This is a genomic window from Glycomyces sp. NPDC047010 (genome assembly GCF_040644205.1).
GTDB lineage: Bacteria > Actinomycetota > Actinomycetes > Mycobacteriales > Micromonosporaceae > Glycomyces.
Window position 1 is genome coordinate 61683 of sequence record NZ_JBEYVY010000006.1, and the last position, 21327, is coordinate 83009.

At 71.2% G+C, this 21327-nt stretch carries 16 protein-coding genes; 11 read left to right on the forward strand and 5 right to left on the reverse strand.

All coding sequences use genetic code 11. The features are described 5' to 3' along the window. Window positions 1-104 precede the first annotated feature (104 nt). Window positions 105-869 carry an IclR family transcriptional regulator gene (locus AB0A65_RS13550; protein WP_359950955.1) on the reverse strand — a complete coding sequence of 255 codons (765 nt, stop codon included), beginning with the start codon at window positions 867-869 and terminating at the stop codon, window positions 105-107. 194 nt (window positions 870-1063) lie between these two features. Then, the gene (locus tag AB0A65_RS13555; protein WP_359950957.1) at window positions 1064-2311 is read right to left on the reverse strand and encodes a cellulose-binding domain-containing protein; all 1248 of its coding nucleotides are present in this window, start codon (window positions 2309-2311) and stop codon (window positions 1064-1066) included. Between the two features lie 163 nt (window positions 2312-2474). On the opposite strand from AB0A65_RS13555, the gene AB0A65_RS13560 reads away from it, so the two are divergent. Beyond that, complete coding sequence (locus AB0A65_RS13560; protein WP_359950959.1) at window positions 2475-3365, forward strand: SMP-30/gluconolactonase/LRE family protein; 891 nt, start codon at window positions 2475-2477, stop codon at window positions 3363-3365. Here AB0A65_RS13560 and aspT (AB0A65_RS13565) read toward each other — a convergent pair. From aspT (AB0A65_RS13565) to aspT (AB0A65_RS13575), 3 genes are read right to left on the reverse strand one after another with little or no spacing between them, the layout of a single operon-like run. Then, on the reverse strand, window positions 3362-5047 hold the full coding sequence (aspT, locus tag AB0A65_RS13565; RefSeq protein ID WP_359950961.1) for an aspartate-alanine antiporter: 1686 nt from the start codon (window positions 5045-5047) through the stop codon (window positions 3362-3364). The two genes, AB0A65_RS13560 and aspT (AB0A65_RS13565), sit on opposite strands and share 4 nt — an antisense overlap. A 12-nt stretch (window positions 5048-5059) precedes the next feature. Then, complete coding sequence (locus AB0A65_RS13570; RefSeq protein ID WP_359950963.1) at window positions 5060-6679, reverse strand: bifunctional aspartate transaminase/aspartate 4-decarboxylase; 1620 nt, start codon at window positions 6677-6679, stop codon at window positions 5060-5062. A 28-nt stretch (window positions 6680-6707) separates the two neighbouring features. Beyond that, the gene (gene aspT, locus AB0A65_RS13575) at window positions 6708-8405 is read right to left on the reverse strand and encodes an aspartate-alanine antiporter (RefSeq protein WP_359950965.1); all 1698 of its coding nucleotides are present in this window, start codon (window positions 8403-8405) and stop codon (window positions 6708-6710) included. A 236-nt stretch (window positions 8406-8641) separates the two neighbouring features. Between aspT (AB0A65_RS13575) and AB0A65_RS13580 the strand changes: the two genes are divergently transcribed. The 10 genes from AB0A65_RS13580 to AB0A65_RS13625 all read left to right on the forward strand — a co-directional run bounded on the left by AB0A65_RS13580 (window position 8642) and on the right by AB0A65_RS13625 (window position 21322). Beyond that, entirely contained in the window at window positions 8642-10468 is a 1827-nt protein-coding gene (locus AB0A65_RS13580; protein ID WP_359950967.1) for an ABC transporter substrate-binding protein, read from the forward strand. Next, window positions 10465-11508 carry an ABC transporter permease gene (locus AB0A65_RS13585; RefSeq protein WP_359950969.1) on the forward strand — a complete coding sequence of 348 codons (1044 nt, stop codon included), beginning with the start codon at window positions 10465-10467 and terminating at the stop codon, window positions 11506-11508. Before AB0A65_RS13580 ends, AB0A65_RS13585 begins: the two co-directional genes overlap by 4 nt. Then, window positions 11505-12416: an ABC transporter permease gene (locus tag AB0A65_RS13590; protein ID WP_359950971.1), complete on the forward strand. Its 912-nt coding sequence runs from the start codon at window positions 11505-11507 to the stop codon at window positions 12414-12416. Before AB0A65_RS13585 ends, AB0A65_RS13590 begins: the two co-directional genes overlap by 4 nt. Further along, a complete protein-coding gene (locus AB0A65_RS13595; protein WP_359950973.1) occupies window positions 12413-13396 on the forward strand; it encodes an ABC transporter ATP-binding protein in 984 nt (327 codons plus the stop codon). The genes AB0A65_RS13590 and AB0A65_RS13595 overlap by 4 nt, the downstream gene beginning before the upstream one ends. Further along, entirely contained in the window at window positions 13383-14381 is a 999-nt protein-coding gene (locus AB0A65_RS13600) for an ABC transporter ATP-binding protein (protein ID WP_359950975.1), read from the forward strand. The genes AB0A65_RS13595 and AB0A65_RS13600 overlap by 14 nt, the downstream gene beginning before the upstream one ends. Next, window positions 14378-15208 carry a M55 family metallopeptidase gene (locus AB0A65_RS13605; protein ID WP_359950977.1) on the forward strand — a complete coding sequence of 277 codons (831 nt, stop codon included), beginning with the start codon at window positions 14378-14380 and terminating at the stop codon, window positions 15206-15208. The genes AB0A65_RS13600 and AB0A65_RS13605 overlap by 4 nt, the downstream gene beginning before the upstream one ends. Continuing rightward, entirely contained in the window at window positions 15201-16493 is a 1293-nt protein-coding gene (locus AB0A65_RS13610; RefSeq protein ID WP_359950979.1) for a M20/M25/M40 family metallo-hydrolase, read from the forward strand. Before AB0A65_RS13605 ends, AB0A65_RS13610 begins: the two co-directional genes overlap by 8 nt. Before the next feature lie 9 nt (window positions 16494-16502). Then, window positions 16503-18488, forward strand: a complete 1986-nt coding sequence (locus tag AB0A65_RS13615) for a prolyl oligopeptidase family serine peptidase (RefSeq protein ID WP_359950981.1) — start codon at window positions 16503-16505, stop codon at window positions 18486-18488. Continuing rightward, window positions 18485-19408, forward strand: coding sequence for an LD-carboxypeptidase (locus AB0A65_RS13620; RefSeq protein WP_359950983.1), 924 nt, complete (start codon window positions 18485-18487; stop codon window positions 19406-19408). The genes AB0A65_RS13615 and AB0A65_RS13620 overlap by 4 nt, the downstream gene beginning before the upstream one ends. A gap of 135 nt (window positions 19409-19543) precedes the next feature. Beyond that, entirely contained in the window at window positions 19544-21322 is a 1779-nt protein-coding gene (locus tag AB0A65_RS13625; RefSeq protein WP_359950985.1) for a glycoside hydrolase family 3 N-terminal domain-containing protein, read from the forward strand. Window positions 21323-21327 lie beyond the last annotated feature (5 nt).

Consider the following 21327-nt stretch of genomic DNA (forward strand, 5'->3'; position numbering starts at 1 on the left):
GACCACGACCACACCTCCTCCTGAGAACCATTGGAAACGCCTGCAAGACAGGCATACCAGGACCACACGGGGCCCGCAGGAAAGTGGAGAAAAAGGGCGGAACGCTAAAAGGGCTTGGCCCCGAGGTCGCGCGACACCGAGCGCGCGGTGCCGCGGACGGCCGCGACGAGCTCCGGACGCAGCTCCCCGTCCCGGCACACGCGCTCCACGGCGCCGGTAATGCCGACCGCGCCCACCGGGAGGCGGTGCCGGTCGAGGATCGGCGCGGCCACCGAGGCCACGCCCTCCCAGGTCTCCTCCAGGTCGGTGGCGTACCCCTGCGCGCGGGTCGCTTCGAGGACCCGCTCGATGTCGGGCAGCTCGGTCACCGTCGCGGCCGTGAACGGCTCGCGCTTGGCGTCCGCGAGCTCGGCGTGCGCCACCGGGTCGAGGGCCGTGAGCACCTTCCCGAGGGCCGTGGAGTGCATCGGCTGCATCGCGCCGACCTCCAGGACCTGGCGGCTGTCGTCGGGCCGGAACACGTGGTGGACGATGAGGACGCCCTGCTTGTGGACCACCCCGAGGTAGACCGCCTCGCCGCCCGAGCGGGCCAGGTCGTCGGTCCACACCAGCGCGCGGGCCCGCAGCTCGTGGACGTCGAGGTACGTGGTGCCCAGGCGCAGCAGCTCCGCGCCCAGCTGGTAGCGGCCCGAGTCGGGGTCCTGCTCCACGAATCCCTCGTGCTGGAGGGTCCGCAGGATGCCGTGCGCCGTCGCCTTGGCCAGGCCCAGCGCCGAGGCGATGTCGGACAGGCCGAGGCGGCGCTCGCCGCCCGCGAGCAGGCGCAGCATGGCCGCCGCGCGCTCCAGCGACTGGATGTTCTTGGCCATCCCCCGCCTCCGTTCCGGTCCCGTCCGCCAGCGGCTCCGAAAAACGGCCGCGTTCGACAATGCTAAACACTATCGGCTCTTGCCGACCAGATCGGGACCGACACCACTCGGGGAGTGGGAAGTGCGGCGGGCGCACGGGGACGGCGGCGGGCCTTCCGGACCCGCCGCCGTCGTGGGAGGAACGCTAAGGAGCGCTAATAGCCGTACCTGCTCTTGAGGTGGCGCCACCAGTCTCTGAGCATCCACTGGTCGAACGTGGTGATCGTGGTCGAGGAGCCCGCCTTCATGATGAAGCAGCACTGGCCCGTCGGCGTCCAGTCGTAGAAGTCGTCCAGGCCGAACGTGTGGCCGAGCTCGTGCAGGTAGATGTGGATCTGCGCCGAGTTCAGCGCGCCCACGAAGTACTCCTGCCCCATGCGCTGGCCCCAGTCGCCGCCCGCGCCGCCGCCCATGCCCTGGGTCAGCCAGAGGCTCTGGTCGTAGTGGCGCGCCGCGCCGCCCGGGCACTGCGCGTAGTTGCCGTCCTGGTGGAAGAAGCGCCCGCACGCCTCCGAGCACTGCGGGGCGTTCTCGCGGATGTCGCCGATGTAGACGTCCACGGAGTTGTCGGTCCACTGGAGGAGGCTGCGGTCCCTCGCGGCCCAGCCGACCACGTTGACCTCGATCTCGTCGAACGGCCACTCGTTCCAGCCGGCCATCTGGTCGAACCACCGGTTGTACTGGTCCTGGAGCTTCGCGGCGATCTGGTCGCGGGTCTGGGCCGTGACCGGATTCGCCGAGTCCCAGCGGACGCAGTAGTTGATGGTGCCGCCGGTGGCCATGACCTGGTCCCACCCGAAGTTGCGGAAGTTCAGGTTGTAGGTGTCCTCGACGTGGGCCCACACCTCGTTGAGCGGCTGGACCAGGTTCGAGGGCGGGTTCCAGTCGTCCTGGCCGGTGCCCCCGGTCGGGCCCGCGGTCGGGGTGGTGGTCGTCGGCGGGGCCGAGGTGGGCACGACGTCGCCGTTGCACCGGACCCCGTTGAGCGTGAACGAGGTCGGCGTCGCGTTCGAGCTGCCCGAGGTGGTGCCGGAGAAGCCGAAGCTCACCGACGCGCTCGGGGCGAGGCGCTTGTTGTAGTCGACGGCGAGGGCCGTGACGTGCGCGCCGGACTGGGTCGCCGTGGTGTTCCAGGCGTTCGTGACCTTCTGGCCGTTCGCGAAGTCCCATTCGAGGCGCCACGGCTCGACCGCCGCGGCGCCGAGGTTCGCGACCTCCACGTCGGCGTTGAAGCCGCCCGGCCACTGGGCCGTGACCTGGTATTCCACGGCGCATCCGGTGGACTGCGCCGAAGCGGGGTTCATCGCGAAGGTGGCGAGGCTGGCGGCGGTCGCCACCGCGGCCACGCCCGCCAGGACCATGCCCAGTCTTCGCCTGCGGTACTTGGGGAGTGCCGGTCCCATGATCGAGTTCCCGTCTGTGAGGGCGGCCGGGCCCGTCCCGGCGCGGTGCCCTCAGGGTAGAGCGGTAACACGGGACGGCACAATGCAAAGGACGCCGATAAATCGAAAATTATCAATACCGTAGGTTCGAGGTCGAGACGACTGCGACCCCAGGAGGTTCCCGTTGAGCAAGACACCAGTGAGCTTCGCGGTGCACGACGGCCGGTTCAACGTCGGCGGAGACGACTACCTGGAGTGCCTCTTCTCCGGCGGGCGCTGGACCGAGGGGCCCGTCTACATCCCCTCCGGCAGGTACCTGCTGTTCAGCGACATCCCCAACGACCGGCTCATGCGCTGGGACGAGACCGACGGCTCGGTCAGCGTCTTCCGCTCCCCCGCGGGCTACACGAACGGCCACACCCTCGACCGGCAGGGCCGCCTCGTCTCCTGCGAGCAGGGGCAGCGCCGCATCACCCGGACCGAGCTCGACGGCTCCGTCACCGTGCTCGCCGACCGGTTCGAGGGCCGGAGGTTCAACAGCCCCAACGACGTCGTGGTGGACGCCTCCGGGGCCGTGTGGTTCACGGACCCGCCGTACGGGATCACCAGCGACTACGAGGGCCACCGGGCCGAGCCCGAGATCGACGGGTGCCACGTGTACCGCATCGACCCCCTCACCCATGGGGTGACGCGGGTCGCCGACGACTTCCAGCGGCCCAACGGGCTCGCGTTCTCCCCCGACGGGCGGACCCTCTACATCGCCGACACCGCGGGCGGGCACATCAGGCACTTCGCGGTCGAGGACGGGAAGCTCGCTGGCGGCGCCGTGTTCGCCGAGTCCCCCGGCGGCCGCTTCGACGGCCTCCGCACCGACGTCGAGGGCCGCGTGTGGGCCGCCGCCGCGGGCGTCCACTGCTTCGACCCCGACGGCACTCACCTCGCGACCCTCCAGGTCCCCCAGCCCGCCGTGTCCAACCTGGTCTTCGGCGGGCCGAAGCGCAACCGGCTCTTCATCACCGCCACCGACTCGGTGTACTCGATCATGCTGAACACGAACGGGGCCTGGAGCCTCTAACCGAGAGCGTGGGCCATGGCCACCACGATCGGGCCCAGCAGCGGCAGGACGACGTTCGAGAAGGCGTAGACGATCGTGTAGGCCATGAGCGGCGTCGCGTTGCCCGCGGCGCCCTGCACGGCGGTGACGCCGGGCGTGGAGCACTGCTGTCCCGTGACGGCGCCGAGCGTGAGCGGCGCCGGGAGCTTCATGACCTTCCAGGCCACGAACAGCGAAATGAACGCCGGGATGGCGGTCATCGCGACGCCCGCGATCGGCAGGCCGATCCCGAACTCCTTCACCAGCTCCACGGCCTGCGGGCCCGAGGACAGGCCGACCGCGCAGATGAACGTGGCGAGGCCGAGCGTCTTGATGACGTCGGCGGCGCCCGAGTCGTACTGCCCGAACGTGGGCCGCTTCGATCGGATCCACCCGAACAGGAGGCCCGCGAGGAGGCAGCCGCCGCCCGTGCCGAGCGTCAGCGGGATCGTCCCCACGGTCCACACCAGCATCCCGATGAGGAAGCCCAGGACCACGCCGACCGCGATGAACACCATGTCGAAGGTGACCTTCGGGTCGATGCGGAAGCCGATCATCGGGACCGCGCGCTGCATGTCCCGCGCGGCGCCCGCCAGGCGCAGCGTGTCGCCGCGCTGGATGAGCGTCTTGGGCTGGACGGGCAGCTCGTGGTCGCCTCGGGTGATCTTCTGGAGGAACACGCCCTGGCGCTCGTCCTCGAAGTCGCGGCGGATGTCCCCGAGCGTGGACGCCTTGTAGCCCTTGCGGGTCACGACGACGTCGGCGAGGTCCAGGCTCATGCCCATCGACTCGTCGAGGTTCACCTCGGTGCCGACGTGGGCGGCGGCGCCCACGAGCGACTCGCGGCGGCCCACGAGGAGGACCTTGTCGCCCTGGGCGAGCCGGGTGCCCGGCTCGACCTTGACGGCCGTTCCCTCGCGGGAGACCTCCTCGACGGTGGCCTCGCCGAGGTCCGACTGGAGCTCGGCCACGGTGCGCCCGGCGGCGGCCGACACGAGGTACTCGCGGCCGACGATCGGCGGGGCCGCGGGCGCGGCCGTGTCGTCGTCGGCGGCGCCGCCGAGCTTGGCCCAGAGCTTCGCGGCCTCCTCGCGCAGGTTCACGCGCATCATGAGCGGGAAGAACTGGCTCGACAGGAGCACGATCGTGATGAGCCCGCAGATGTAGGAGATCGAGTACGCCGTGCCGACGTTGGCCTGGAGCGTGGAGATCTCGCTCGCGGACAGGTCGAGGCGGCCGATGGCGTCGGTCGCGGTGCCGACCGCCGCGGACTCGGTGGCGCCGCCCGCGAGCAGGCCCGCGGCGGTGCCGACGTCCAGGTTCATGATGAGCACCGCGGCGGCCGTGATCGCCAGGACCGAGACCACCTCGATGCCCGTGAACGTGGCGTAGCGCAGGCTCTTGCGGTTGAGGCTCGCGAAGAACGTCGGCCCCGAGATGTACCCGAGCGTGAAGATGAACAGCGCGAACGCGATCGTCTTCACCTGGTCGTTCAGTTCGATGTCGGCGACCATGCCCAGGAAGATCGCCACGATCAGCGTCCCCGCGACGCCGCCGAGCGAGATCTTCCAGATCTTGACGCGGCCGACGGCGAACCCGAGCGCCAGGCACACGAACAGCGCGATCTCGGGGGTCGACTCCAGTGTCGACTTGATCCAGTCCATCGCCCCTCCCCCTTACCTGCGGCTCTGCTGGAACGCCTCGTGGTACTCGGCGCCGATGCGGCGCAGGGCCGCGCCGATCCGCTTGTAGGCGTCCATGCGGAGGTTCGCCATCGAGACGCGGACCGACCACTCGGGGCCGTCGAAGCCGCCGCCGTTGAGCAGGACGACCGACTCCTCCTGCGCGAGGCGGAAGATCGGGTCCACCGGCTCGTAGTTCGCCTGCATCCAGTCGGCGAACTCCGGGCCCCAGTTGCGGCTCGCCCAGCTGAGGAGGTCGAGCTCCACGTAGTAGTGCGCGGCCTCGGCGTCCTCGGGGTAGGGCACGTCGAGGCCCTCCACGAGCTGCTTGAGGCGCCGGGCGATCACGGCCTGGCAGTCCTGCTTGTACCGGTCCTCGGCGTCGGTGAGGCAGTGGAGGGAGAACAGGACCATCTGGACCTGCTGCGGGGTCGACAGGCCCGCGGTGTGGTTGAGCGCGACGTCCCGGGAGTCGGCCACGATGCGGTCGATGAACTTGAGCTTCTCGGGTTCGAGCGTGATCGACGCGTACCGCTCGCGCAGCGCGGCGGTGCGGGTCTCTTCGAGCGCGGCGATGCGCTGGTCGAAGACGTTGTCCCTGGCGATGGCGATGACGCCGAGGCGCCAGCCGGTGCAGCCGAAGTACTTCGAGAACGAGTAGACGCCGATGGTGTTGGCGGCCTGGCTCGACATGAGCGAGGTGAACCCGTTCGTGAAGGTTCCGTACACGTCGTCGGTGATGATCGTCAGGCCCGGGTTGTCGTTCGCGACGATGCCGCGGATGCGCTCCAGCGTGGCCTCGGCGAGCTTCACCGACGGCGGGTTGGACGGGTTGACCAGGAACAGGGCCTTGATCGACGGGTCCTTGAGCTTGTCGATCTCCGAGTCGGGGTACTGCCAGGTGTGGATGCCGTCCTCGCTGGTGGTGGACGCCTCCAGCGAGACGATGTCGAACGCGTACCGGTCGAGCAGCGGGATCTCCAGGTACGGCGTGAAGATCGGGACCATGATCGCGATCCGGTCGCCGCGGTGGAGCAGGCCGTTGACCTGCGCGGAGTCGAACAGGTAGCACATGGCGGCGGTGCCGCCCTCGACCGCGTACAGGTCCCAGCCGCCCTTCGGGGCGCCGCCCATCTCGGCGTCGAGGTAGGCGTGGACGACCTTCTCGGCGTGGACGAGCATCCGGTCGGGCACCGGGTAGTGGTCGCCGATGATCGCGTCGGCGAGCTCGCCGACCCACTCGTCGGCGTCGAAGCCGAGCGTGCCGGTGCCGTACGCGACGTAGCGGCCGAGGGCCTCGGCGCCGGGCGCGGAGGCGTTGGCCTTGAGGTAGTCGGCGAGGCGCTCGGCGATCCCGTCGGCCTGCGGCATCCCGCCGAACGACTCGAACTCGTCCCAGTCGCGGCGGGTCTCGGTGACCGCGAACTGCCCCAGGAGGAAGAACGCGTCGCGGGGCGCGGTCGCCGTCCAGTTGGGGTTGCCGCGCCCGGCGTTGACCATGGCGAGGGCGTTGGCCTTCTCGTTCTCCCCGGCCAGTTCGATGAGCCGGTTCTTCAGCTCGAAGGGGCTGAGCCCTTCGAGGCGGCGTTCTTCGTCGCGGTCGACCGTGGTCATGGCGTTCCCTTTCGGATGGATAGGCAGGTCAGGCGAGGACGGCCACGATGACCGCGCCCCAGATCGTCAGCAGCACGTTGCCGATGGCGTACGGGATCGTGTAGCCGAGGACGGGGACCTGGCTCTTGGCGGTGTCGGTGATCGCGCCGATCGACGCGGTCGTGGTGTTCGCTCCCGCGGTGATGCCGAGGTTGACCGGCACGGGGATCTTGAACAGCCACTTGCCGAGGAACATGGTCACGAGCATCGGCAGGAGCGTCACGACCAGGCCCGCGAACACCAGGCTCAGGCCCTCGGACTTGACGCCGGAGACGAAGTCCGGGCCCGCCATGATGCCGACGATGCCCACGAACATGCACAGGCCGCCGGTGGAGAGCATCCAGTTCGCGGCGGGCGGGAACTGGCCGAACGTGGGCGACTTGGCGCGCAGCCAGCCGAACACGAGGCCCATGATGAGCGCGCCGCCGGAGGTCGTCAGGCCGATGTCGGCGCCCGCGACGGCGATCGTGGGGACGCCGATGAGCGCGCCGACGACGATGCCGAAGCCGACGTAGGACATGTCGGTGGAGTCCTTGGCGCGGTTGGGGTAGCCGAGGTCGCCGACGACCGCCTCGACCTCCTCCTTGCCGCCCTGGACGGTGATCTCGTCGCCGCCGTGGATGACCGTGTCGTCGCTCCAGGGCAGCTCCTGGCCGCCGCGCACCACTTTGGTGACGAACAGGCGCGGGGCGTGCTCGGCGAAGGCCGGGCCGATCTTCTGCCCCGCGAGCTTCTTGCTGGTGATGACGATCGCGAGCGTCTCCACCTGGTAGTCGAGCAGCTCCTCGTCGTCCACCTCCTCGCCCCACTGGTCGACGCTCAGCGCGACGAGGTCGGGGCGGCGGGCCGCGAGCGTCACCACGTCGCCGGTCTCGATGACGGTGGAGGGCTTGACGGCCTGCACGGTGGTGCCGCGGCGCAGGTCGTGGAACATGATGCGGTGGCCCAGGTCCTCGGCGCGGCGTTCGAGGTCGCCGACGGTGCGGCCGACGACCGATCCGCCGGTGACGCGGTAGGAGCGGCGGACCACCGAGTAGTAGGCCGGGCCGATGCCCGGTTCCTTGGCGACGCCGAGCTGCTTCTCCATCTCGTGGGCGTCGGCGGCGAGGTCCTTGGAGCCGAGCATCCGCGGGGCGAGCGTCGACAGGAAGAACGCCGCCGCGGCCGTGCCGAACAGGTAGCAGACCGCGTAGCCGACGGCGACCTGCGACTCCATCTCCTTGATGTCGGCGGCGCTGAGCCCGGGGAGCGCGCTGATCGCGGAGTCGGCGACGCCGATGACCGCGGACTGGGTGAGGCCGCCCGCGAGGAGCCCGGCGCCCCAGCCGGGGCCGTAGCCGAGGGCCTTGGCGAGGACGATGACGATGCCGAGGCCGACCACGCAGTTGATGACCGCGAGGAGGACCTGCTTGAGGCCGTCGCCTTTGAGGCCCGCGAAGAACTGCGGGCCGACGTTGTAGCCGAGGGCGAACAGGAAGGCCACGAAGGCGACGGTCTTGACGAGGTCGGGGATGTCGATGCCGGAGAAGACGATGCCGACGAGGACGCCCGCGAGGAGCGTCCCGGTGACCGGTCCGAGGGCGATGCCCTTGATCTTCAGCTTGCCGACGAAGAACCCGAGGCCCAGCGCGAGGAAGATCGCGATCTCGGGATGGGCGACCATCGAGTCCTCAAGCCAGTTCCACACCGTGACCCCCGTAACACCGTCAGTAGTCAGCCGAATCTACTGGAAGCGGACGGTGCACTGAGGTCGTTCGCAAGAGTTCGCGGACGCCCCATGTTGCAGCAATGAAAACTTTCTTCACATCGTTGACAACCTAAGAAGAGTTCCGTCATGCTGTCCGGTACATCTGAGGCCCGCGGCGAGTTGCACGCGCGCGGAGCCGACAGGCGCCCGGAACCGAATGCGAGGACCTGCACCCCATGAATCCCCATGCCCTGACGCGGCGGCTCCTTGCCGCCGCGGCCGCGCTCCTGATGTCGGCCGGAGCGCTGGCCGTCGCCGCCCCCGGTGCGGCGGCGCAAGACGATGACAAGGACACGCTCCTCATCGCCACGAACCAGGAGGTGGACACCTTCAACCCGTTCAAGCGGCGGTTCGTGATCACGTACGAGACCAGCATGATGACGTACGAGACGCTCGTGCGCATCGGCGCGGACTACGAGCCCGAACCGGGCCTGGCGACCGAGTGGGAGGAGTCCGAGGACGGTCTCACCTGGACGTTCACGATCCGCGACGGCGCGACCTGGTCGGACGGCGAGCCGCTGACGGCCGAGGACGTGGCGTACACGTACGGCCTGCTCATCGAGAACCAGGCGATCCACGACTGGAACATCGACTTCGCCGGGAACCTCGTCTCCGCGGAGGCCACGGACGAGACCACGTTCGTGCTCACCCTCGCCGAGCCGTCCCCGTGGGACGTGCTCACCCGCGAGGTCTACGTCGTCCCCGAGCACGTGTGGTCCACGTACGCGGACCCGTCGGCCGACGACGCGAACCAGCTGCCGCTGGTCGGCTCCGGCCCGTTCCAGGTCACCGAGTACCAGACCGACGAGTTCATCCGCCTGGAGGCCAACGAGTCCTACTGGGAGGGCGCGCCCGGGTTCGACGAGGTCGTCTACGACTACTACACCGAGACCGACGCGGCCGTGGCCGCGCTGGAGGCCGGCGAGGTCGACATCGTGGGCAACGGGATGGGCGGCCTGAACCCGGCCCAGACCGAGGCGCTCGGCTCGCAGGACCACGTCACCGTCAACGACGTGGAGGGCCGCCGGTACGTCTCGCTGACCCTCAACTACAACTCGGTGACGCAGGACGGCACCGAGTTCGGCGACGGCCACCCCGCGCTCAAGGACCCGGTCGTCAGGCAGGCCATGCACATGGCGCTCGACAAGCAGGCCCTCGTGGACACCGTCCTCGACGGCAGCGGCACCCCCGCGGTCTCGATCATCCCGGCGATCTTCGAGCAGTACCACTGGGACGGCGGCGACCAGCTCGTCGAGTTCGACATCGACGGCGCGAACGCCCTCCTCGACGAGGCGGGCTACGTGCGCGGCGACGACGGCATCCGGACCATGCCCGGGACCGGCGAGCCGCTGAGCTTCCGGTTCTACCAGCACGCCGACAACACCGCGTACGCCACGATCGCGCAGTTCGCGACCGAGTGGTGGGCGGAGATCGGCATCGAGGCCGTACCCGAGGCCATCGAGCAGAGCGCCCTGAACGACCTCGCGTACCTCGGCGAGTTCGACATCGCGTTCTCCGGCTGGGGCGTGGGCCCCAACCCGACCGAGCAGCTCGGCATGCACACGTGCGCGGTCCTGCCGACGCTCACCGACGGGTCCGAGCGCTCCAGCGAGAACAACTACTGCAACCCCGAGTTCGACGCGCTCCACGAGCAGCAGAAGGTCGAGTCCGACCCCGACGCGCGCGCCGAGCTCGTCAAGGAGCAGCAGGCGATCATGTACGCGGACACGCCCGTGATCTACCTGTACTACCAGAACGTCATGGAGGCGTACAACCACGACCGGATCACCGGCATGACCACGCAGCCCTCGGACGGCGGCATGGTCACCGGCCAGCAGGGCTTCACGTGGTCGTACTACACGGCGCAGCCCGCCGGGACCGCCGAGGACTCCGGCACCCCGGTGTGGGTCTGGGTCGTCGTCGGCGCGGCGGTCGTCGTGGTCGTCGCGGGCGGCGCCTGGTTCGCGATGCGGCGCAAGAGCACCGCGGACGAGCGCGAATGACGGCAGCGCCACTCCCCGCGGGCGGGGCCTCGGCCCCGCCCGCGGGGCGGCGCGCGCGGCGGACCTCCTCCGGCTTCGGGCGCTACCTCCTCAAGCACGTCGGCGGGGCGGCCGTGTCGCTCCTGCTCGTCCTGTTCTCGTCGTTCTTCATCTTCCGGCTCATCGGCGGCGACCCGATCGACCAGCTCACGCGCGAGCGCCCCGTCTCGCCGGAGCAGCGGGCCGCGATGCGCGCCGAGATGGGGCTCGACCAGCCCATGTGGAAGCAGTTCTGGGACTACATCACCGGGACGCTCACGATGGACCTCGGCGACTCGTTCCAGTACCGCCGCCCGATCTTCGACCTCATCGTCGAGCGGCTCCCGGCCACGCTCCTGCTCTCGGGCACCGGCATGGTCATCGCCGTGGTCCTGGGCCTGTGGATCGGGACGCGCTCGGGCTGGCGCCAGGGCAGCCGGTACGACCGCGGCCACGTCTCCACCGGGCTGCTGCTGTACTCGGCGCCCACGTTCTGGCTCGGCATGATCGTCATCCTGGTGTTCGCCAGGTACATGGGGATCTTCCCGGTCAACGGGATGCGCTCGCCGAGCACGCCGCCGGAGTTCTGGCCGCAGGCGCTCGACATCGCCCACCACCTGGTGCTGCCGGTCCTCACTTACACGGCCGTGGTCTACGCCGGGTACCTCATGATCATGCGGTCGTCCATCCTGGACGAGATCGGCTCGGACTACCTCACCACCGCGCGGGCCAAGGGCCTGCGCGACGACGAGGTGCGCGACAAGCACGCCGTGCCGAACGCCCTGCTGCCCACCGTGACGCTCGTGTTCCTCGCGATCGGCGGGGTCGTCAACGGCTCCATCGTGACCGAGGCGGTGTTCTCCTGGCCCGGCCTCGGGAGCCTGTTCGTGCAGGCGATCTTCTACCCCGACCGGCCCGTCCTCCAGGCGCTGTTCGTGCTGTTCTCGGCCTCGACCATCATCGCGGTGCTCGCCGCCGAGGTCCTCTACTGGTTCATCGACCCCCGGATTCGGAAGTCATGACGGCATCCCCAACCACCTCGCCGCGGGCCCTCGCATGGGCCCGGCGGCGGCAGTCCTTCGCGCGGTCGTGGGCCGCGTACCGGGCCCAGCGGACCGGCATGGTCGGCCTGGTCCTCCTGGGCGCCATCGTGGTCCTCGCGCTCGCCGCGCCGGTCCTCATCGACGAGTCGGCGCTCAGCGTCACGCAGGCCACCGGCGGGCGCATGGAGCCCCCGAGCCTGGAGTTCCCGCTCGGCACCGACGAAGTGGGCCGCTCGGTCCTCGCGCTCACGCTGTGGGGCTCGCGACTGTCGCTCCTCATCGGGCTCACCGCCACCGTGGTGGCGATCCTCATCGGCACCGCCGTCGGCGTCACCAGCGGCCACATCGGCGGCGCCTACGGCTGGTTCGCGCTGCGGATCTCCGACTGGTTCATGGTGCTGCCCAGCCTCGTCGTCGCCATCGCGCTCCTCGCGGTCCTCGGGCGCAGCATGGGCACCACGATCCTCGTCATCGCGCTCGTCTCCTGGTCCGGGACGACGCGGCTCGTACGGGCGCAGACGCTCACCGTCCAGGCCCGGCCCTACCTGGAGCGCGCCAGAGCGCTCGGCGCCGGGCACTGGCACCAGATGACCAAGCACATCATCCCGAACGTCCTCCCCCTCGTGCTCGCCAGCGCGACGCTGCTGGTGCCCTCGGCGATCCTCATGGAGTCCTCGCTCGCGTGGCTGGGCCTGGGCGACCCGAACGTGGTGTCGTGGGGTTCGATCCTCAACCGCGCCAGCGACAACGGGGCGGTGTCGGCGCACGCGTGGTGGTACCTGCTGCCGCCGGGCCTGGCGATCCTCGTGGTGGTGCTCGCGTTCATGATGTGCGGGCGGGCCCTGGAGGCCGTGTTCAACCCGAGGCTGCGAGGTGAGCAGGCATGACGCTCCTGGAGTTCCGGGACGTGCACGTCACGTACACGGGGTCGCGCGGGCGGGTCCCGGCCGTGCGCGGCGTGGACCTGAAGGTGGAGGCCGGGAAGGTCCTCGGCGTCGCGGGCGAGTCGGGGTGCGGGAAGTCGACGCTCGCGATGGCGGTGCTGCGGCTGCTCCCGAAGTCCGCGGAGGTGACCGGGGAGATCCTGCTCGACGGGGAGGACCTGCTCACGATGGGGTGGGGGCGGCTGCGGGCGGTGCGGTGGACGGGCGCGTCGATCGTGTTCCAGGGGGCGATGCACTCGTTGAACGCGGTGCAGCGCATCGGGAAGCAGGTCGCCGAGCCGATGCTCGTACACGACAGGGACTTGAGCGCCTCTGATGCGGCGAAGCGCGCGGAAGCGCTGCTGGAGCGGGTGGGGCTGCCGGCGTCGCGGCTGCGGTCGTACCCGCACGAGCTGTCGGGGGGCCAGCGCCAGCGCGTCATGATCGCGATGGCGCTCGCGTGCGACCCGGATCTGATCATCGCCGACGAGGCGACGACGGCCCTGGACGTGATGGTGCAGGCGCAAGTGCTGCAACTGATCTCGGGGCTGGTGAAGGAGCGCGGGGTGGGGCTGGTGATGATCAGCCACGACCTGTCGGTGCTCTCGTCGGTGTGCGACACGGCCGCGGTGATGTACGCCGGCCGGGTGGTGGAGCAGGGTCCGGCGCACGAGGTGTTCGCGCGGGCGCGGCATCCGTACTCGGCGGCGCTGGGGGCGGCGTTCCCGGTGATCGGGGACCCGGCGTCGCGGCGCAACCCGGGCGGTCTGGCGGGCGACCCGCCGGACCCGGGGCGGCTGCCGGAGGGCTGCTCGTTCCGGCCGCGGTGCGCGGTGGCGGTGGAGCGGTGCGCGGAGTCGGCGCCGGAGTTGCTGCAAGTGGAGGGCGCGCGGCTGTCCGCGTGCTTCGTCGCCCAGGAGGGGGAGCCCGTTGTCCTTGGATAAGGTGCTGACGGCCCGGGACCTGCGGGTCGAGTTCGGTCTGCCGGGCGGGCGGGTCGCGCGCGCGGTGGACGGGGTGGACCTGGACGTGGCGCCGGGCGAGATCGTGGCGCTGGCGGGCGAGTCCGGTTGCGGGAAGACGACGCTGGCGCGGACGCTGCTGGGCCTGGAGCGTGCGACGGGCGGTGAGGTCGCCTTCGGCGGCGTGCCGCTGGGGCGGTCGACGAAGGCGCTGAAGGCGTACCGGCGGCAGGTGCAGCTGGTGCTCCAGGACCCGTCGGGGGCGTTGAACCCGCGGCACACGGTGTACGACGCGGTGGCCGAGGGCCTGCGGATCCACGGGATCACCGACGACGAGCCGGACCGGGTGGCGGAGGCGCTGTCGCGGGCGGGGCTGCGGCCGCCGGAGCGGTTCTTCCTGGCGTACCCGCACGAGCTGTCGGGCGGTCAGCGCCAGCGCGTGGTGATCGCGGGGGCGCTGGTGCTGGAGCCGAGCATCCTGGTGGCGGACGAGCCGGTGGCGTCGCTGGACGCGTCGGTGCGCGGCGAGATCCTCTCGCTCCTGCTGCGGCTCAAGGAGGACGCGGGCCTGGGGGCGCTGGTGATCACGCACGACCTGGGTCTGGCGTGGAGCATCGCGGACCGGATCGCGATCATGTACCTGGGGCGGATCGTGGAGCAGGGGCCGGTGGAGCAGGTGCTCACGGCGCCGCGGCATCCGTACACGCGGGCGCTGGTGTCAGTGCTGCCGGACTCCCCTGTCGCGGAGCCGATCGTACTGGCGGGCGAGCTGCCGGACGCGTCCAGGATTCCGGGCGGGTGCCGGTTCCGGCCGCGCTGCCAGGAGGTGGCGTCGGGGGGCGCTCTGAAGGTGCTGGACCAGTGCGAGGGCGTGGACCCGGCGGTGCTGGGGCCGGACGCGGAGCCGCACTTGGTCGCATGCCACCTTGACCGTGTACTCGACGACCCTGCGAGGATGGCGGCGTGAAGATCCTCATCAGCGCCGACATGGAGGGCGCCACGGGCGTGACCTGCCCGGAGGACGTCCTGCCGGGCGTGCCGGGCTGGGAGCGGATGCGGCCGGTGTTCACCGGCGACGTGAACGCGGCGGTGCAGGGACTGTTCATGCAGGGCGCGGACGAGGTGGTCGTGAACGAGGCGCACTGGTCGATGCGCAATCTCCTGCTGGAGCTGCTGGACCCGCGCGCGACGATGATCACCGGGCGGCACAAGGACCTCTCGATGATGGAGGGCGTGCAGCACGGGGACGTGGACGGCGTGGTGTTCCTGGGCTACCACGCGGGTGCGGGTGCCGAAGGGGTGCTGGCCCACACGTACCTGGCGAACTCGGTGACGGGCGTGTGGCTCGACGGGGTGCGCGCGAGCGAGGGCCGCCTGAACGCGGCCGTGGCCGCGGAGTTCGGGGTCCCGGTGATCATGGTGATCGGGGACGACAAGGCCGTGGAGGACGCGGAAGGGTATGCGCCGCAGGCGGTCGGCGTGGCGGTGAAGGAGTGCGTGTCGCGGTACGCGGCAAGGTGCTCCCCGCCCGAGGCGACCGCGGAGATGATCGCGACGGGCGCCGCCGCGGCGGCGGCGCTGGCGGTGCGGCACGAGCCGGTGGTGGCGCCGCACCGCGTGGAGGTCGAGTTCGACGCGGACCACCTAGCACGGGCCGTGACGGTCGTCCCGGGCGTCGAGGTGTGCGGCGAGCGGCGGATCGGGTACGACTCGGCGACGATGTACGAGGCGATCCGCAGCTTCAAGGCGGTCACGACCCTGGCGAGCGCGGCGATGGAGGAGCAGTATGGCTGATGCGCAGGCGCTGGAGGAGGTCGTCGCGTTCACGCGGGACCTGATCCGGTTCGACACGACGAACCTGGGCGGCGGGGACGGGAACGAGCGGGCCGCCGCCGAGTACGCGGCCGAGAAACTCGCGGAGGCGGGCTTGGAGCCGGTGCTCGTGGAGAAGGCCCCGAACCGGTCCAATGTGGTCGCCAGGTTGGAGGGGACCGACCCTGAAGCGCCGGCGCTGCTGGTACACGGGCACCTGGACGTGGTGCCCGCGGCGGCCGCGGACTGGTCGGTGGACCCGTTCGGCGGGGAGGTCGACGCGGACGGGATGCTCTGGGGCCGCGGGGCCATCGACATGAAGAGCATGGACGCGATGATGCTCGCGTCCGTGCGGTCGTGGGCGCGCGAAGGGGTGCGGCCGCGGCGGTCGATCGTGTTCGCGTTCGTCGCGGACGAGGAGGCCGAGGCCGAGTACGGCTCGCGGTACCTCGCGCAGGAGCACGCGGACCTGTTCGCGGGCTGCACCGAGGGGATCTCGGAGTCCGGCGGGTTCACGTTCCACAGCAACGGGATGCGGATCTACCCGATCGCGGCGGGCGAGCGCGGCACGGCGTGGCTGGAGCTGACGGCCCGCGGCCGGGCCGGGCACGGGTCGAAGCGGAACCCGGACAACGCGGTGAGCAAGCTGGCGGCGGCGGTCGCGCGGATCGGCGCGCACGAGTGGCCGCTGCGGGTCACGCCCGTCGTCGAGGCAGCCGTCAAGGAGCTGGCGGCGCTGCACGGCGTCGCGGCCGACTACGAGGACCTGAGCGGGCTCGGCGCGGCCGCGCAGCTCGTGGAGTCGACGATGCGCAACTCCGCGAACCCCACGGTCCTCGAAGCGGGCTATAAGGTCAACGTGATCCCCGAGCACGCCCGGGCCGAAGTGGACGGCCGCGTCGTCCCCGGCGGCGAGGACGAGTTCGAGGCGGTCATGAACGAGCTGTGCGGCCCGGACGTGGCGTGGCGGTACGCGCACCGGTCCCGGTCGCTCGCCTCGCCCGTGGAGTCGCCGGTGTTCGCGGCGATGCGCGCCGCGGTGCTGAAGCACGACCCGGAGGGCCACCCGGTGCCGTTCTGCATGTCGGGCGGCACCGACGCGAAGGAGTTCTCGACCCTGGGGATCACCGGGTACGGGTTCTCGCCGCTGGGGTTGCCGCCCGAGTTCGGGTACGGCAAGCTGGCCCACGGCGTGGACGAGCGGGTCCCCGTCGAGGGGCTCAGGTTCGGGCTGCGGGTCCTGGACGACTTCCTGCTGAACGCTTAGGAGACGGATGTGAAGCGAGCCCCTTACGGCGCCTGGGAGTCCCCGATCGGCACCGGCCTGGTCGCCGAGTCCGACGGGCGGCCGGGCTTCCTCGGCGCGGTCGGCGACGAGCTGTGGTGGACCGAGCCGCGGCCCGGCGAGGGCGGGCGGCGGGCGCTCATGCGCCGCACCGCCGACGGCGAGGTCGAGTCGGTGCTGCCCGCGCCGTGGAACGCGCGCAACCGGGTCCACGAGTACGGGGGCCGCCCGTGGGCGGGCGCGATCGGCGAGGACGGCAGCCCCGTCATCGTCTTCACGAACTACGAGGACCAGCGGCTGTACGTGTTCGAGCCGGACCGGTGGCGCGACCCGCTGCCGATCAGCCCTCCCCCGGCGTTCCCGGGGGCGCTGCGCTGGTCCGAGCCCGTCGTGGACCTGGAGCGGTTCGTGGCGTGGGCGGTCATGGAGGAGCACACCGGGCCGGGCGCGACGGACGTCAGGCGGGTCGTCGCGTCCGTGGACCTGACGCGCTACGGCGACGACGCGCGGGTGCGGGAGCTGACCGACGACTCGTACCGGTTCCTCACCGGCCCGAAGCTGAGCCCCTCCGGGACGGCGGTCGCGTGGATCGCCTGGAACCACCCGCACATGCCCTGGGACGAGACGGAACTGCGTGTCGCCGAGGTCGGGGGCGAGCACGAGCCGGTCCTCAGCGGGGTGCGGACGGTCGCCGGGGGCGACGGGGAGTCGATCGCGCAGGTCGAGTGGTCCCGGGACGAGACGCTCGTGTTCGCCGGGGACCGGACCGGCTGGTGGAACCTCCACTGGGTCGACCCGCTCACCGGGGACCGCGGCCCGGTCCACGAGGCCGAGTCCGAGTTCGCCGGGCCCCTGTGGACGCTCGGGTCGACGTGGTTCCAGATCCTCGCCAGCGGCGACATCGCCGCCGTCCACGGGAAGGGCGAGAGCCGCCTCGGGGTCTTCGACGCGTGGGAGCGGAAGCTCACCGCGGTCGAGGGGCCCTGGACCGACTGGGCGCCGGGCCTCGCCGCCGCGGACGACCGCGTGTACGGCCTGGCCGCCGGGCCGCACACCGGCTACGAGGTCGTGGAGGTCGACACCCGCAGCGGCGCCGCGAAAGTCGTGGCCGCCGCGCACGAGCACAAAGTGGACCCCGCGTACCTGCCGGTCCCCGAGCACCGGACCTTCGCCGGCCCCGACGGGCGCGAGGTCCACGCCCACGTCTACCCGCCGCGCAACCCCGAGTACGAAGGGCCCGAAGGGGAGGCGCCGCCGTACGCGGTGTGGGTCCACGGCGGGCCCACCAGCCACGTGCGGGCCGTGCTCGACATGGAGCTGGCGTACTTCACGTCCCGCGGCATCGGCGTCGTCGAGGTCAACTACGGCGGGTCCACCGGGTACGGGCGGGCCTACCGCGAGCGGCTGCGCGAGCGCTGGGGCGAGGTGGACGTGGAGGACTGCGCGGCGGTCGCCCGCGCGCTCGCCGCCGAGGGCGCCGCCGACCCGGCCCGGATCGCGGTCCGCGGCGGCTCCGCCGGTGGCTGGACCTCCGCGGCCTCGCTCACCTCCCCTGCCGCGCAAGGGGTGTACGCGTGCGCGGTGGTCAAGTACCCGATCCTGGACCTGTCCGGGTGGACCGGCGACGACACGCACGACTTCGAGTCCCAGTACGTGTACTCGATGGTGGGCCCGCCGGAGGTCCTGGAGGAGCGCTCGCAGGAGCGGTCCCCCGTGCACCACGCCGACCGGATCGCCGTCCCGTTCATCCTCCTCCAGGGCCTGGAGGACGAGATCTGCCCGCCCGCGCAGGCCGAGAGGCTCCTGGAGCGCGTCCAGGGCAAGGGCATCCCGCACGCCTACCGCACCTACGAGGGCGAGCAGCACGGGTTCCGGCGCACCGCGACCATCGAGGACGCCGTGCTCGCCGAGCACGCCCTGTACGCCGAGGTGTTCGGGTTCAAGGGCCCCGACTTCGACCTGGGGCTGAAGCCGTGACCCTCGCACCGCTGCGCCGCCCGCGGCGCCTCGCCCCCGGCGACCGCGTCGCCGTCGTCTCCCCCGCCAGCCCCTCCCCCGCCGAGCGCATCGACGCGGGACTGGCGGTGCTGCGCTCGTGGGACCTCGAACCGGTCCTCATGCCGCACGCCGCCGGGAGGACCGGGCTGTTCGCGGGACTCGACCTCGACCGGGCCGGGGACTTCCAGGACGCGTGGCTCGACCCGTCGATCGCGGCCGTGTTCGCCGCGCGCGGCGGGTACGGGTCGCAGCGGATGATCGACCACGTCGACTGGGAGCGGCTGCGGAGCGCGGAACCGAAGGCGTTCATCGGGTTCAGCGACATGACGGCCCTCCACGAGGCGCTCGCGCTCAACCTCGGCACCGCCTCGGTCCACGGGCCCATGCCGACCTGGTCGGCCTTCACCGACGACGAGGGGATGCAGGAGCACCTGCGCCAGACCCTGTTCGAGCCCGAGCGGGTCCAGAAGATCGCCTCCCCGACCGCGCGGACCATGAACGGCGGCACCGCCACCGGGGTCACCCTCGGCGGGACGCTGACGCTCCTGGCCGCCGAGATCGGCACGCCCGACCACCGCGCCGACGTCGCGGGCGGCCTGCTGCTGTTGGAGGACGTGGGCGAGGAGCCGTACCGGATCGACCGGGCCCTGACGCAGCTGCGCCGCGCCGGATGGCTCGACGGCCTCGCCGGGATCGTCCTCGGCTCGTGGGCCGAGTGCGGACCGTACGAGGACGTCCGCGCCGTGCTCGCGGACCAGCTCAGGGGCCTGTCGATTCCTGTGGTGGAGGAGTTCGGGTTCGGGCACTGCACGCCGTCGCTCACGATCCCGTTGGGCGTCAAGGCGACTCTCGACGCCGATGCGGGGACGCTCCACTTCGGAGTTCCGGCGCTGGCGTGACCGCGCCGGAAGCACAATTTTGAAAATTCTCTCCGTAGTCTTGCCTTTACATGAAGTTTTCTGCCAGGATGAGCGGATCGGGCCTACCCGTCGAAAAGGGACCGCCCGGACCCCCGCACAGACTGGAGTCGCGCAATGCAGACGCATCCCCGCCGGACCGTGCTCGCCGCCGCCCTCGGCGCCGCCGCAGCGGCCGCCACCGCCGCCGGTACCGCGCAAGCGCACGGCGGCAGCGGCGAGCGGAAGTTCGTCAAGCGCCGCCTCAAGGCCATGAGCCTGGAGGAGAAGGTCGGCCAGCTCTTCACCACCTACGCGTACGGGCAGACCGCCGACACGACCGCGGCCGCCGACGTCGCGAGCAACCGGACCGCGCACGGCGTCGACAACGCCGCCGCGCTCATCGAGAAGTACCACCTCGGCGGCATCATCTACTTCGCGTGGTCGAACAACGTCGCGAACCCCGACCAGATCACCGCGCTCTCCAACGGCCTCCAGGACGCGTCCCTCGCCGGGTGCGGCACGCCCCTGTTCATCGCCACCGACCAGGAGCACGGCCTCGTCACCCGCATCGGCCCGCCCGCGACGCAGCTGCCCGGGGCGATGGCCCTCGGCGCCACGCACGACCCCGAGGCCGCCCGCGCCGCCGCCGTCATCGCCGGGACCGAGCTGCGCGCCATGGGACTGAACCAGAACTTCGCGCCCGACGCCGACGTCAACGTCAACCCCGAGAACCCCGTGATCGGCGTGCGCTCCTTCGGGTCCGACGGCGAGCACGTCGCCTCCTTCGTGGCCGCGCAGGTCGAGGGCTACCAGGCCCGCGGCGACCTCGCCGCCACCGTCAAGCACTTCCCCGGGCACGGCGACACCGAGGACGACAGCCACTCGGAGCTGCCGCAGATCGACCACACCTACGAGGAGTGGCGCGAGATCGACGCCCCGCCGTTCCGCGCCGCGATCGAGTCCGGCGTGGACCTGGTCATGACCGCGCACATCCAGTTCCCGGCCCTCGACGCGTCGCTGCGGCCCGCCACGCTCTCCGCGGACATCCTCACCGGGCTCCTGCGCGACGAGCTCGGCTACGACGGCGTCGTCATCACCGACTCCCTGCGCATGGAGGGCGTGCGCAACGGCTACGGCGACGACCGCATCCCCGTCCTCGCGCTCCTCGCGGGCGCCGACATCCTGCTCATGCCCGAGCACATCGACATCGCGTTCAACGCCGTCCTCGACGCCGTCGCGAACGGCGAGCTCTCGCGGCGGCGCATCGACGAGTCGGTCACCCGCATCCTCGGCCTGAAGTACCGGCTCGGCCTCTTCGGCGACCCGTACGCCGACCCCGACCTCGTGGACGACGTCGTGGGCGTCCCCGCGAGCCTCGAAGCGGCGCAGGCGCTCTCGGACCGGACCACGACCCTCGTCACGAATGACGGGACGCTCCCGGTCCCGACCGACGGCGGCTCGGTGCTCGTCACCGGGTGGGGCGTCACCACCGTCGCGCGGCTCGCGACGGAGTTCACCAACCGCGGCTGGAGCCAGACGAGCCTCGTCACCGGGGCGGCGCCCACGCAGGCGCAGATCGACGCAGCCGTGGCCGCCGCCGCTGGCAAGGGCCTCATCGTCGTCTCCACCAACAACACGAAGCTCAACCCGACGCAGGTCGCGCTCGTCCAGGCGCTCGCGGCCACCGGCGTCCCCGTCGTCGCGCTCGGCGTCCAGAACCCCTACGACATCGCCCACCTCGGCGACCACCCCAACGCGTACCTCGCCACGTACTCGTACTCGCTCGACGGCCTCGAATCGGCCGTCCACGCGATCCTCGGCTCGGTGAACCCCGCCGGGCGGCTCCCCGTCGACATCCCCACCGCCGACGGCACCGGCGTCCTGTTCCCCTTCGGCCACGGCCTGAGCTACTAGGAGCA

Excerpts from the sequence above, each read along its gene's own strand:
- AB0A65_RS13580 (WP_359950967.1), top strand. The coding sequence starts at position 8,642 with ATGAATCCCCATGCCCTGACGCGGCGGCTCCTTGCCGCCGCGGCCGCG.
- AB0A65_RS13595 (WP_359950973.1), top strand. The coding sequence starts at position 12,413 with ATGACGCTCCTGGAGTTCCGGGACGTGCACGTCACGTACACGGGGTCG.
- AB0A65_RS13590 (WP_359950971.1), top strand. The coding sequence starts at position 11,505 with ATGACGGCATCCCCAACCACCTCGCCGCGGGCCCTCGCATGGGCCCGG.
- AB0A65_RS13625 (WP_359950985.1), top strand. The coding sequence starts at position 19,544 with ATGCAGACGCATCCCCGCCGGACCGTGCTCGCCGCCGCCCTCGGCGCC.
- aspT (WP_359950961.1), bottom strand. The coding sequence starts at position 5,047 with ATGGACTGGATCAAGTCGACACTGGAGTCGACCCCCGAGATCGCGCTG.
- AB0A65_RS13610 (WP_359950979.1), top strand. The coding sequence starts at position 15,201 with ATGGCTGATGCGCAGGCGCTGGAGGAGGTCGTCGCGTTCACGCGGGAC.
- AB0A65_RS13555 (WP_359950957.1), bottom strand. The coding sequence starts at position 2,311 with ATGGGACCGGCACTCCCCAAGTACCGCAGGCGAAGACTGGGCATGGTC.
- AB0A65_RS13585 (WP_359950969.1), top strand. The coding sequence starts at position 10,465 with ATGACGGCAGCGCCACTCCCCGCGGGCGGGGCCTCGGCCCCGCCCGCG.
- AB0A65_RS13570 (WP_359950963.1), bottom strand. The coding sequence starts at position 6,679 with ATGACCACGGTCGACCGCGACGAAGAACGCCGCCTCGAAGGGCTCAGC.
- AB0A65_RS13550 (WP_359950955.1), bottom strand. The coding sequence starts at position 869 with ATGGCCAAGAACATCCAGTCGCTGGAGCGCGCGGCGGCCATGCTGCGC.